At 56.8% G+C, this 12,650-nt stretch carries 6 protein-coding genes and 1 pseudogene; 4 read left to right on the top strand and 3 right to left on the bottom strand.

Annotated features, from left to right (window positions below; genetic code table 11):
- Position 1 precedes the first annotated feature (1 nt).
- Positions 2–729, bottom strand: a pseudogene (locus tag AYJ54_RS47425) (IS5 family transposase).
- Between the two features lie 713 nt (positions 730–1,442).
- Between AYJ54_RS47425 and AYJ54_RS49475 the strand changes: the two are divergent.
- Positions 1,443–2,177, top strand: coding sequence for a hypothetical protein (locus tag AYJ54_RS49475; protein ID WP_136623792.1), 735 nt, complete (start codon positions 1,443–1,445; stop codon positions 2,175–2,177).
- A gap of 888 nt (positions 2,178–3,065) precedes the next feature.
- On the opposite strand, the gene AYJ54_RS18745 is transcribed toward AYJ54_RS49475, so the two are convergent.
- Together AYJ54_RS18745 and ahpD are read right to left on the bottom strand one after the other, a co-directional pair.
- The gene (locus tag AYJ54_RS18745; protein ID WP_245329068.1) at positions 3,066–3,983 is read right to left on the bottom strand and encodes an SDR family NAD(P)-dependent oxidoreductase; all 918 of its coding nucleotides are present in this window, start codon (positions 3,981–3,983) and stop codon (positions 3,066–3,068) included.
- Positions 3,984–4,781: 798 nt separating this feature from the next.
- Positions 4,782–5,324, bottom strand: coding sequence for an alkylhydroperoxidase, AhpD family (gene ahpD / locus AYJ54_RS18740; RefSeq protein WP_063700954.1), 543 nt, complete (start codon positions 5,322–5,324; stop codon positions 4,782–4,784).
- 1,866 nt (positions 5,325–7,190) lie between these two features.
- Between ahpD and AYJ54_RS18735 the strand changes: the two genes are divergently transcribed.
- The 3 genes from AYJ54_RS18735 (at position 7,191) to AYJ54_RS18720 (ending at position 11,316) form a co-directional block, all read left to right on the top strand.
- Entirely contained in the window at positions 7,191–7,874 is a 684-nt protein-coding gene (locus tag AYJ54_RS18735) for an O-methyltransferase (protein WP_063700952.1), read from the top strand.
- 1,290 nt (positions 7,875–9,164) lie between these two features.
- Entirely contained in the window at positions 9,165–10,058 is an 894-nt protein-coding gene (locus tag AYJ54_RS18730) for a beta-keto acid cleavage family enzyme (protein WP_063700950.1), read from the top strand.
- Between the two features lie 472 nt (positions 10,059–10,530).
- Complete coding sequence (locus AYJ54_RS18720; RefSeq protein ID WP_063700967.1) at positions 10,531–11,316, top strand: SDR family NAD(P)-dependent oxidoreductase; 786 nt, start codon at positions 10,531–10,533, stop codon at positions 11,314–11,316.
- The last annotated feature ends 1,334 nt before the right edge of the window (positions 11,317–12,650 follow it).

The following is a 12,650-nucleotide window of genomic DNA, read 5'->3' as shown; positions in this document are numbered from 1 at the left end:
GCTAGGTCGTGTTGACGGTTCTAACCCAGAGCAATGCTGCGGCGATGCTTAGCATCGACAGGTACGCTCTGGCGGTTTTTTCGTAACGGGTAGCAACGCGACGGTATTGTTTGATGCGATTGACACAGCGTTCGACGAGATTGCGATGCTTGTAGGCCTCACGATCGTATTTGATTTGGATCGTGCGGTTCGATCGCGGCGGGATCACAGCCTCGATGCCACGCTCTACAAGATCAGCACGAATAGCGTCGCTGTCGTAGCCTTTATCGCCGAGAAGCTTTCTGGGATTGACGTCGTGAAGCTCCATCAATGCTTCGTAGGCATTAACTTCGTGGACCTCGCCGCCAGTGATGTCGAAGGTCAGCGGGTTGCCTTCGGCATTGGTGCGGACGTGGACCTTCGTCGAGAAGCCACCGCGCGAGCGGCCGAGCGCTTTCTGATTTTGATTCCCCCTTTTACTCCAGCCGCATGCTGGTGCGCCCGGATGATGGTGGAATCGATGGCGTGCTCCTCGTCGGCGGGAGGCCCGAGACTCGCCAAAGTCTCGAATGCCGCATCCCAAACACCAGATTTGCTCCAGCGGGTGAAGCGAATGAAGACCGAGTTCCACTTGCCATATCGTTCCGGCATGTCGCGCCATGGCACGCCAGTTCGCAGAACCCACAGAATGCCGTTGACCGTACGCCGCTTATCTAGAATTGGCGGGCCACGCTCGCCGCGATCGGGCAACAGCGGATCGAGTATCTGCCATTGTGTCTCCGTCAGATCGCCCCGACTCAATCCTGCCCCCCACAGAAAGGCAGTCTTGAATCAAAACTCGATTCCGCTGTCAAAAACCATCAACACGACCTAGTGGCGTTGCTCGGCTGATCAACCTAGTGATCTGCGCTGGGGGGCGCACTGGCTTTGACCGCGGAGGGCGGGTGACCCCCGTCAACGCGGCCTCGTTTCAACGTGCGCTGCGCTATTGGCCGTGAAAGGTCTCGCGCCTGTCCCCCATGGGCTTGGCTACCGCGCCGCCAGACGACACCGGGCGTCCGCCTGATGGTTGGCACGAGAGTCTAAGTCCGTCAGCCATTTGAGTTAGCGGCACGTTAACTTCGTCGTGGCGATGTGTGACCTGACAGACGCGAGCATGTTTCGATCAGCCAGGGCAGAAACTGCAACTGCGATGCTTGGGCGGATGGGCATTATGTCCGGCGGCCAGGTGCGTTCTTAAGCGACTAGCGTGAGTGGAAAGGTGGAGAAGCTGTCACTCACATCGAGAAGTCGAATTGGTCCCGGCCGCGACCACACGCAACCTCCTTTGCAGCATTCTGAACCATTCGCTCTGCAGCCGTATGTCTCCTCGATGATCGAGTGCGATGTTCCCCACTAGATCAGGCAGTCTGACGATCAATGCTATGTGCTATACTGGCGCTACTAATTCAGGGGATAAATCGATGAGCCGGCTGGTCGCGAGGGGGCAAGATGAAGCAATGAAAAGCATAGTCAATCCATTGCGCATCTCACGTTTCTTGCAGGTATATGACGCCGCTGCGGCTCAAAAGGGAATAAAGCTTTCGATAGGATTCGACTTTCATGAGTATATCTCCATCACTCGGGCCACTCCAACAAAGGGACCGACATATCCGAATTTTCGGCCAGACCGATCGCCAATTAGATCAGGCGAGGGATTCTGGATCGTGGGCGTCGACAAAAACAACGAAGTCGCTCTCCTAGAGGCTGCTCGGCTCTATAACCTTTCGCATACCAATTTTGCAGAACACCTTCAATCTCTGAAGGTGTTTTTCGCAGACCCAGCCGTACATGCACATCCGCAGGATCGGTGTAGTTGCATGGCGCCCAGCGCACGGCAGATAACCGGGAAAGTAGCCTACCTTGGCGATCGTTGGGTGCGCAGAGACTTTAGAGGGCGCGGTATGTCCAAGATCATGGCAGGAATAGCGCGCGGCGTTTCCTTCGCGATGTGGGTTCCTGACTTCTTATGCGCACTTGTAGCGCGCTCGCTAGTGGAAAAAGGCGTAGTCTACGGATATTCGCATCATGAACCCGGCGGGTCGATCTTGCAGCTGATAGAAGAGGAGATCGTGGACGACGATTGCCTTGTTTGGCAAACTGGTGAGGAATTGAAGAGTCTGGTTGATGGCGGGCGTGATCTGATCTTGACATCGTGAGTTGCGCTCGCGTGGCGCTGCCTAACGTCACTCAATGCCTTGAGTTCACAAGTAATTATTGAGACACTTGACGAGTGCATTTCCGGAAGGTCGTTCGATAAGTAGGTTGCCGACCGAGCGGTCGAAACAAATCGTCGCCCCTCTTGTCGCAACTGCAAAGGCCGAGGAAGCTCAAAGCAGACCTGCCTTCTGTGACGATTGTAACGAGTTTCATCCAGGTCCACAGGATCTCCGACGCCGGCAACCCTGCAATCCACGCGTCATAGTTGCCAGAATGAGGTGTGCTCGGCCGGGCGAGGGCTCCGGCTTCAGCAATGACGCAGCCGAACTGCTCGTTATGGATCCCGGCCGGCATTGACAGCGAAATAATGCTCGAAATCCACCAATTTCGCGACAATTTTGGAGATGACCGCGGTCCTTTCGATACGAAAAAAGATTGATGGAGTCACCGGCAGGCACTTGGGCGACTGGCAGCGTGGGCGCGTCGACTACCGCTCATCTGGGGAGCAAAATTGGAAGACCCCGTATACATACGCCCTGGTTCAAGGCCAGCGGCTGAGCTGACGTGGTCAATCCTAGCATCCTTCGATTTCGACCTTAGCCCCAAGCCTGCGTGAGCTTCGAACAGCAAAGTCCTTACCGTGACACTGTACGGTGCTGAACGTTATCGGCGCGGCTGGCAACATATACATCGCATGTGCAGAGCCTAGGCCGATTTCTGTCGCGCTTTACCGCAGGTAGGCAACAAATGCCAAGCTTCGAGGTCTCAAGTACTCATGTACGAAAATACGCGATAGTACCGATGTGAATTGAACGGTGCTGATCAACACAGCAAATTCGGCAATCACGGTGAGCCTCGTTGTCGTATCCGCCATTCCGCTGCTGCATCTATCTACACGCGCTTTGACCGCCATCGACGTACAGTATCTGCCCAGTCACGAAACGCGACAGCCCCGATGCGAGGAAATGTACCGCGCCCGCGACATCGGCTGGCGTTGCCAAGCGGCCGAGAGGAACGTCCGCCGTAGCCCGCTCAAACGTCTCTTTATCGCCAAGAGTCTTGTCATTCTTTTGAGTTCGCACCCTGCCCGGAGCAACGCCATTGACGGTGATACCGTGCGGCGCCAACTCGGTTGCATGCTGTTTCAACAGAATAGCTAAACCTCCCTTTGCAGCGCAGAAGGAGCTATAGCCGCGGTCTCGGAAGCCGAGTGAGGACCCAATCGAGAGGAGGTGAATTTGGCTACCGCCCTTGTCGGCGGCAATTTGATGGGCAGCCACTGCCTGAGAGAGAAACATTCCGGCTCGCAATGTCCTAGAATAGACCTTGTCAAACGCTTCCTCCGTCACCTCGAGCAACTTTTGCTCCTTATTAAAGCCGACGCAGTTCGCTAAGATATCAATCGAACCATAGCGTTGTACTAATGATGTTGAGAGTTCCCTGACTGCTTCGGTGTTGGATGCGTCTAGCTCAAGGCCCTCGGCAATGTACCCTCCATCAGTCAATTGAACGGCAAGCGCGCGCGCCTGATCGCCATTTCGTCCTACGATAACGCTGGTCGCACCAGCCGCGGCCAGTGTTTCTGAGATTGCTGTGCCGATCGCTCCGTATCCACCAACGACCAGTGCGACCTTGCCGTGCAGGTCCATCGTGTGTAGCGCTCCGACATCCACATCGATACCTTTCCTGTGCAGCTTGAAAGGTTCAGTTGGGTAAAGAATTGTATCGATCACGCCAACTACCAAAAATGTGGATTGTGCAATAACGCCGAGCGATTGAGTGGGCCGATGAAACGCGATTTCCAACGCTCTTGGTCTCGCTCAAGGACTTGCGGGATCCGTTGAAATTGAATCCGACTACAATTCATGGATAGAGAATTTTCGATCGTGGTCGACCGCCACCGATTTCCGTCATCGCTTCCATCGCTGAAAGGTTACGGTCGAGCCGACCTGGGCGAAGAGTAAGTGCATCGATTAGGAGCCTTGGCGAGAGCAGAGTGTGTAAGTTGATGTTGCGTGCTGGATGTCTTGCATATCAGCTTCGATGATCAACACTTGCATCGCTATCCATCAGAATCAACTGCCAACGGTGGTAGTTGGCCGCAACCAAAGGATTGGCATTGATGGCTCGGTTGCCAAGCGCGCAGCCGCTCTAGCAATGTTCGCGATCAAAATTTGGCTTATTGTCCTATCTTGATCGTGACCGAACCGACAACTGGTGGCGCGTGCGCACGTTTCGACGTCGCGCGTGCCGGAGCAACGAGAGGATTCAATGCTAATGGCTAGGAACTGCCGGGGAGCGTCCTCCCCAAGAACTCCTTAGTCGTATAACATCGCATTGGACGAACCTGTGTGCCCCTTGACCCTTGGGCGAGGATCGCAGCTAATGCACGCGGGCTGGTTGGCACTACGCCCAACTACATTCCCCGTGAGAGCGATGGCGACCGGACGAATGGTCGATTGCGCATTCATTTGCCAAGTCCGCCTGCGCAGAGTGGCCGCAGCACCGTGGCGCGGCGGATGAGGGCGCTTTGCGATTTCAGTGTGCGCATTGACGGTCTGAGCCAGCCTCTCGCCGCAAGGAAATGGGATGGAGCAGGGCAATCACACGGTTTGCCCCGTATCGTGACTGGCTGCCTCGATCGCGATCGCCACTGATTGCACGATGGCGGCAAAGCGTACCGCGGTCTGGATCTCTGAGGCGTCGAGCCATGCCTCCTGTAGTGCCTTTTCATGCGCGTCGATACAGGCGCCGCAGCCATTGATTGCGGAGACGGCCAGGGACCACAGCGCAAAATCGGCTTTGTCCACGCCGGGATTGTCGATCACGTTCATCCGGAGCCGCGCCGGCATTGTTTTGTATTCCGGGTTTGAAGCGAGATGAACGAAGCGATAGTATACGTTGGTCATCGCCATCACAGAAGCGGCGGATTTTGCCGTCTCCAGAGCCGCAGGCGTCATCACGGCAGCGGCCGCGGATTCCATGGCGGCAATCACCTTGGCATTGCGGGTCGCAATCGCAGCCGCCAACAACACGCCATACTTGCTCTTAGGCGGCAGCGTCTCATCAGCCAACATCGACGTTAGGTTAATTCTAACGTCGCTGGCAAAATCCGGAATTCGATCTTTCAGCTGGTGGATCAACATGGTCGCTCACGCAACGTCCAACGTTCTGCCCGCGCTCCTGCCTGCAGGGCGGAGGTTGTTCGTTTGCAGCGCGGGCAACGTGTCCTTGGGGGGCAACATTCGAATTCGTCGCATAGATGGGCTGGATAGCGTTGTTGGGCGATGATGAAGCTGTGAGCGAGCGCGCCGAGACCATCGACCAGGGCGGCCTTCGTGTGGGTAGTTGCCACCTCTGCAAATGGTGCAAATCGTTGTGCTCGTACTGCTGGTGACCGTGCAGAACTCATTGTCGATCCAGCCCCCCAATACAGTCGCATCACACTACCCAAAATCTCAGGCTGAGCGTGCGACTCCGGCGCGCTCCATGGGACCCTCGAAGGGAAAATCTTGAGGGCCGAAGACGATTTTGCATTTTCTGTGAAGCATCGTTCCGTCAGTGTTTTGAATGCGCTCTGCCCCCTCTCGCATTGCGTGCGAAAACTAAGCTTCGCGCCTATGATTTCGAATGAGGGAAAGTCAAATCCTAATCCAAACATATTTTCCCTCGCACGGATTGGTTTGCGTGGAAAGTGCGAATCAAGCGCCAAAAAGCAATAAGCATGCCATCCATTCAAGGAGCAGTTGGCATGTAGAGGATGGATATTCAACATGGCCTTGTCGCCTTCCACCAATGGCTGAGCATGATCCAGTGCCAATACCAAATCCTTCGCTATGAAAAACTGAGCGTGGACCATTCAGTCTCGGCTCTGATCAAAGGTTTGCCAGGATTTATTCGTCTTCTGTAATCTAAGAGATCGCCGACCCTGTTAGCGCGTTCTTCGAAAGATACTTCTCAGTATGGTTTTCTGGCAGAAGCGGAAAGTTGCCGGAGAGGCTTGAACACAAATCTTGCTGACGTGCTAGTACGGGCATCTCGTTTCTTGAAGAGCCTAGCGGAGACTCGTTTTCTGCTGTCGGCGACTCGGCGCCGAGGTACGGGCGCGAGAAATTGGTCTCGCATGCTCCGCTCCTTTGGATTGTCTGCGCAACAGCGGAATTGACACGTTGGCCCAGGTCAAAAGTGACCTCGCTAATCGTAAATCTTGAGCCCGCTATCGGGTATCATGCTCCCAATTGCCCCGTGGCTTGCGTCTGAAGCCAAATGGCCTGATGTACAGAGCTCGCCACGCTGTTTGCAACACGACACTGCGTTCCTAAAATCGGTTTGCGTTCCGCCGCATTCCAGTGGTCCGAATCCTGCTTCGCTCTCGGTGTTTGGAGCAGGAGGACGGCATGTTTATCTAAAGACTGCTTGGCGAAGCTCCTACGCTCAAAATATATTGGGCGAACATGGCTGTTGCGCAATGCCGATGTAGGTAGCGCTCCCGCAGAATGTGGAGAATCATGCGCTTGCCTGCGGATGGCGCCTAGCGATGTTAGCAAGGGCCTCTCGTCGATCACGCAGAGCTTCTGTAGTCGCTAGTCTGTTGGATCGGGCTCGCACTTTGGCGGAACGTCGGTTTCCGTCGCCGTGCAGCGTTTCGGGAGAGATTTCTATCGCGCGCACATATTATTCTCCGAAGATGATGGTCTACGTGCCGCAGAAGACTGTTTGGCGGCAGACATGGCGGATATCATCAGTGAAATCGGCCAACAGCACATCATTCGGACTATGTCCGTAACACGAGTAGTAAATGTGGTAAGGATTAGGAACACTCGTCTTCAGCCCGTCAGCCGGCTTGGCAAACGCCGAGTCGCACAAGACGGTCGACCGTCACGGCCGATATCGGCTATTCTGGTGCACGACTTGGCGCTGGGCATCGGTTCGTCGGGGCGCCGCGAGGTGAGGCGCTGGATCAAGCGTACGCCACGCCCGAATCCATTCGCTGCGCAACCCGGGGATGATTGATGGACCTTCAATGTCGAGATGAGTTATTTGATTCTAGCCATCCTCTGCCGAGTCACTGCCGAGCGTACCGGCAGTCCGTTCAGCACCGCCTGCTTCACATTCTTCGGCAGAATCCTGGATGTCGCTTCCTTGAAATAGGCGTAGGATCGACTTTCAGAAAGGAGCGATTCAAAACCATCGACGACCTCGGCATCAATTATGTGGGCTTGGACGTCGAACATGTTTGTGCCGCCCGCCGGGCCGACCTAAGTACAGCGGGCATTGTCAATCGAGACATCAGGCTTCTGGGAAATTACGTAGGAACGTACCTGTTCAATCTTATCCGGCTTGCTCGCCGCCAGGAGACGTTCGATATCATTTATCTCGACGGCAGCCATTCTATCTATGTTGATCTTGCGGCTGCTACCGCGGCAGTACGATTGCTGAAGCCCGGCGCATTGTTCCTTTTCGATGATGTGAGGTTCACTTTCGGAAGCGGAGAGCTGATCCGGACAGCCGCGCGATGTGCTGATCGTGCGGAGAGCAAGCAGTTGACCGAAGAGGAAGCCAACGAGCCTCACGTCGCGATCATTATCCGGGACTATTTAATCCCTTTGTTCAACTTCGAGGTGGAGCGGTCATCGTCGAATCCTGACTGGATTGCACTCCGAGCGCCTAGATCCGCTCCGTGGATGCGGACATGACGGGTCGTCACGCGATCCGCACCCCTAATCGTCTACGCCGGACAATGTTGGTAAGATCCTCCATCTTGGCAAGCACCTGGCTTTCTGCCGTCGATGCAAGGCGCAGATTCTGCAAGAGGCCCAGCAGAAGGAACTATGTGCAAGCGTTCTGAGTTGTGCGCCACCGTCCTTCGAAATCGTTGGTCGCCAATCCGGCCGGGCAACGACTCGCATCACCGGGACACAACACCTTTCGCACTCGAGGTGATCGCCCGGTTGCCATTGATTGAGATGGCGCCATATCGAGAACTCAACGAGAGCTGACGCAAAACCGCCTGAACCATTGAGAGTTGCGATGTATTCAGCGCGTACTTCACTTGGGTTGCATGAAATCTGATCGCTAACCGAGCTCGGTTGATAGCCATCCGGCGGGGGGGCTCGAGCGCCGCACGGGCTTGACCCGCAGTGCAGGTTGGTCTGGTGTTGCGGCGGGGCGTCATATAGTAAGCGAGTACATCCGTCCCGGGCCTAAGACGGTGCGCTTACGCTGTCTCAATCACAGAGAGACGCCGCCCGTAGCACCTGGAGAGCCGATTGCGGCAAGTTCACAACATCGGTCAACGTGATCTTAAGCCTCGCGGGCGCAGCACGACGTGGGATCGAGAGACCCCGGTGCCCCGATTTCGTCTGCCTCGAAGTTGTGCACTTCGCAGATTACTAGGCGTTCTTCCAGCGTGGCGCGCCGCAAATGTCCAACCGCCTTATCGGTATTCTTTCGAGCCGGGCGGTCCTCGGAAGAAAACAGCACGGCTCCGACAGCTGTCGCCGGCGCATCATTTCACCGCCAGACAACGGGGTGCCGTGGCTTGCAATGATCTTGAGACCGGTCGTCGGTAGGTCGCCATAGGACGCGTCCTCACCGAGCAAGTCCACGCGAGGGAGCGACCCGCTATCACACGAGTTTTCATTTTGTCGCGTGAGACACGTCCCGTTTACTACGGCGATGTTAGTAAACCTACAACTGGCAATGTCATTCCAAGAGAAGGCTGCCAATTGGACGTGTCTGCTCTCGTAAGGTGAGCCACGCGCAAGATATCGCAGGTGGCACGCCGATTGCTGAAATGAGGACTGCTGGAGTCGCAGCATTCGCGGCGGCGCTGTCGACAGGAGTTCCCGATGAGATCCGCTCGATCCTTGTCAACGAGCTGACGCTGATTGCGCCGGAAAATGCAAAAGCGGCCGACATCATGAGGAAATCTTCGTGGGTCTGGCTAGGGGCAAGTCAAGCTTTCAGGAGAGGAGAAGGTGAGGATGATTTCGGAAGTGTTCATCACTTGTGCGGTCACGGGAGGGGGGAGTGGACCGGAGCATAGCCCGCATGTGCCGGTAACCCCAGAGAAGATCGCTGACTCGGCGATCGAGGCGGCGCGGGCCGGTGCGGCGCTGGTGCACATTCACGTGCGCGATCCAGAAAGCGGACGGGGCTCCCGGGATCCGATGCTGTATCGGAAAGTAGTGCAACGCATTCGGAAGTCGGATGTGAATCCGGTGATTAACCTGACCACAGGGATGGGGTGCGCGCTCGTGCTGGGTGGGGCGCAGTCTCCGCTGCCGCCGGCGGCTGGGACAGACATGGCGGGCGCGCTTGAGCGGCTGGTGCACATCGAAGAGCTGCGCCCAGAGATCTGCACATTGGATTGCGGAACGTTGAACTACGGTACCCGCGACGAGTTGATCGTAGTCAATACCCCCGCGACGGTGCGCACAATGGCCGAACATCTACAAAAGCTTGGGGTGCGCCCTGAGTTTGAGGTGTTTGATACCGGTGATCTGGTGATGGTGCACGATTTGATCAAACGCGGACTGATTGACGATCCGCCATTGATCCAGCTGTGCATGGGCATTCCCTATGGCGCCCCCAATGACCCGACGACGCTGATGGCCCTGGTAAACCAGCTCCCGCCGCGCGCCGTCTATTCGGCTTTCTCGATCGGACGAATGCAGCTCCCGTATGCAGCGTTGGCACCAATATTCGGAGCAAACGTGCGCGTGGGATTGGAAGACAACCTTTACCTATCCCGCGGGCGGCTGGCGACAAACGCCGAACTCGTGCAGCGGGCGGTGGAAATTCTCGAGCGGATCGGCGTGCGGGTGATGAGCCCGGATGAGGTGCGCGAGAAGCTCGCGCTCAAGCTTCATGCCTGAGAAGCCACAGGATCAAAGTTCTCTGAAAGCGGACCGCTGGTGCGGTTGAGCGCATGCAGAATATGCTAGCCGATGCGCGGCGGCGGTTTCGGCCGCTGGGGACCGCCCCGCGGCATGCCGAAGAAGAGCTGGCCCCGAGCGTCTAAATCACGAGCAGCCGCTACTCGCAGTGGGCAGCCGAGCGGCGGCGCCCGTGACCCCGATCTGCCCCTCGAGTTGGGGCTCCGGCGCTCCGCCGCAGCAGCGGGAATGGAGGACCCGAGCATCTGCTCCGAAGACACGCGCCTTCTGGTCTTTCACGTGCTCGCGCGAGAGGACGACAAGCGACAAAGCGAAGAGATGCTCCATGTCGGCGGCAGCGGACAAAGCGGACCTAGTTTCAAATTACGTGCAATGGAGTCTGAGGCCTTGTGCCGCGTGATATGGCCTGCCGCCAGCAACACGCTAGTTAAATGCTCAAGATGAGGGAATGATGTCGAAGAGTGGATTGTGCGCAATTGTGACGGGTTCGGCGTCCGGACTTGGAGCGGCGACCGCGGGATTTTGGGCCAAAGAGGGGGCGCGCATTGTGGTCAACTATTCCAACAGCCAGAAGGAAGCCGAGGCCACGGCAGAAGCCTGCCGCAAGGCGGGCGCTGCCGAGGTCGTGGTGGTGCGGGGTGACGTCTCGCGCGATGAGGATTGCAGAAAGATCGTCGCGGCTGCCGCGCGCTGGGGGCGGCTTGATGTACTCGTCAACAATGCCGGAATCACAAAGCATGTGCCCCATCACGATCTCGACGGGCTCTCAGCGGAGGATTTTCAGCGCATCTATGCTGTTAATACCATCGGGCCATACCAGATGATTCGTGCCGCGCGCTCGCTGCTGGAGGCTGCCGCGAAAATGAGCGGAAGGCCGGCCGCAGTGGTGAACGTCTCCTCGGTCGCGGCTATCAGCGGTGCCAGCTCATCCGTTGCGTACTCGGCGAGCAAGGGTGCGCTAAATGCCATGACGCTGCCGCTGGCGCGCGCGCTAGCGCCCTCCATTCGTGTCAACACGATTTGTCCCGACTATATCGATACGCCCTGGTTCACGAAGGCCCGGGGCGAGACAAGCGCCCGCCAAGTGCGAGATGCAGTGGTTGCGCGGGTCCCACTCAAGATTGTCTCGACCGCTGAGGACGTTGCACAGCTCGTCTGCTTCCTCGCAAGCCCGGCGTCGAGCAACATGACCGGCGAATGCGTACGCATCGACGCCGGCATGCATTTGATCTTGTGAGGACACGGAAACCCTCTTTCCTCATGCCTGGGCTTGTCCTTCCACGCTGCCCGTGCGGCGCGCACCGAGTCAAATCCGGGCAAGCCTGCCATGACGTACCTTCGGAAGCAGCCTTGCCTGTTGCAATTCCGGAGCGCGGCCTTGTTAAGGAGGCGGTCGCGCGTCAATTCGAGGGTGGAGGCTCAAACCACCTAGGAAATCTCCCGCATGGGTTGATCGCAACGGACAATATCTCCTGGCCGCATCTAAGATGGTTGACGGTTCCCATGGGGCAGAACGGAAAGATAATCTCGCATGAAACTCACAGAATTCCGCAAGGAGACTGCCGCTTTTTCGATTCTATTCCTGCCCCACTCATTGCCCGAGCACACCCTGCTCTGACGTGGTGTCGGTGGGCCGACGGCGGGCAGGTGTATTCCGAGCAGGAGGGAAGAGCTTCAGGGGACGCTTTACGAGGCAGAAGGAGTGTGCAGCCTTTGGCAGGGTCGCGGATCATGGTGCAGAACTGTCGACGCCGGCGAAGGCAACTCGTCGACTGAGGCAAGGCTCCGGCTCATGGGATACTCCGGTAAGTAGGCACAGGACCGGAGACAGAGCCGACTGTCTCACCAGCCAATCTCGCCAAGATGAATAGGCGGCCAAACGGTCGCGCCAGATCCGGTTCACGGCGTTGCTGCACAATGTTGATGTCGCTGGGCTCGGAAGGCTGTAGTGTCCTCACCTGTCGCTTCGATCACTCGTGAATATCTGGAGTTTTCGCTTTTCGACGAGGGACTGAAGCATTTGTTCGACATTCGGTACCCACCCGTCATCGCCCGGTGGAATGCGGACAGCTACTTGCGTGTGCGCTGTCGGAGAAACGCGTAAGCCTGTGTTGAGCGCGCCGATTTCAATCGCATTCGAGGCGTACATCTCAGCGCAACAATTGAGCATCGTGGTCCAGAAGACACGCCTTGGGTCAGGCTACGCACCTTGTAGCGGCCCGTGCGTTGGCGAGATATCGAGCTCGATTTCGCGCGACACCTCTACGATCGCTTCTGGATCTCGGCCGTTTTCGAACAATGCGTACTTAAACGCTTGGTTGCGGCTTACGAATAGCCCGCCAAAAATGCCGTTCTGATGTCGGACAACCCAGTTGCCACGACGATTCCTGCCAACAAGAACGGTGGATCTTGCTGGGGCACACAAAGGAGGTTCTAGGAGCGTCACTTTCATAATCCTCACTGATTTTCGAACCCTGCGCTACTCATCCGTAAGCCGCTCAAGAGTCGCCGAAAGCCCAAGCCGATCTAAAGCGGGAGCATTGGTCTACATCCCTCGCTTGATCGATACCG

The organism is Bradyrhizobium centrolobii, from assembly GCF_001641635.1.
Taxonomy (GTDB): Bacteria; Pseudomonadota; Alphaproteobacteria; order Rhizobiales; family Xanthobacteraceae; genus Bradyrhizobium; species Bradyrhizobium centrolobii.
Note: the sequence above shows the minus strand (reverse complement) of the source record. Positions and strands in the feature narration are given on the sequence as shown.

Coding starts and splice junctions, on each gene's coding strand:
- ahpD (WP_063700954.1), bottom strand. CDS start 5,324: ATGTTGATCCACCAGCTGAAAGATCGAATTCCGGATTTTGCCAGCGAC.
- AYJ54_RS18720 (WP_063700967.1), top strand. CDS start 10,531: ATGTCGAAGAGTGGATTGTGCGCAATTGTGACGGGTTCGGCGTCCGGA.
- AYJ54_RS18735 (WP_063700952.1), top strand. CDS start 7,191: ATGGACCTTCAATGTCGAGATGAGTTATTTGATTCTAGCCATCCTCTG.
- AYJ54_RS18730 (WP_063700950.1), top strand. CDS start 9,165: ATGATTTCGGAAGTGTTCATCACTTGTGCGGTCACGGGAGGGGGGAGT.
- AYJ54_RS49475 (WP_136623792.1), top strand. CDS start 1,443: ATGAGCCGGCTGGTCGCGAGGGGGCAAGATGAAGCAATGAAAAGCATA.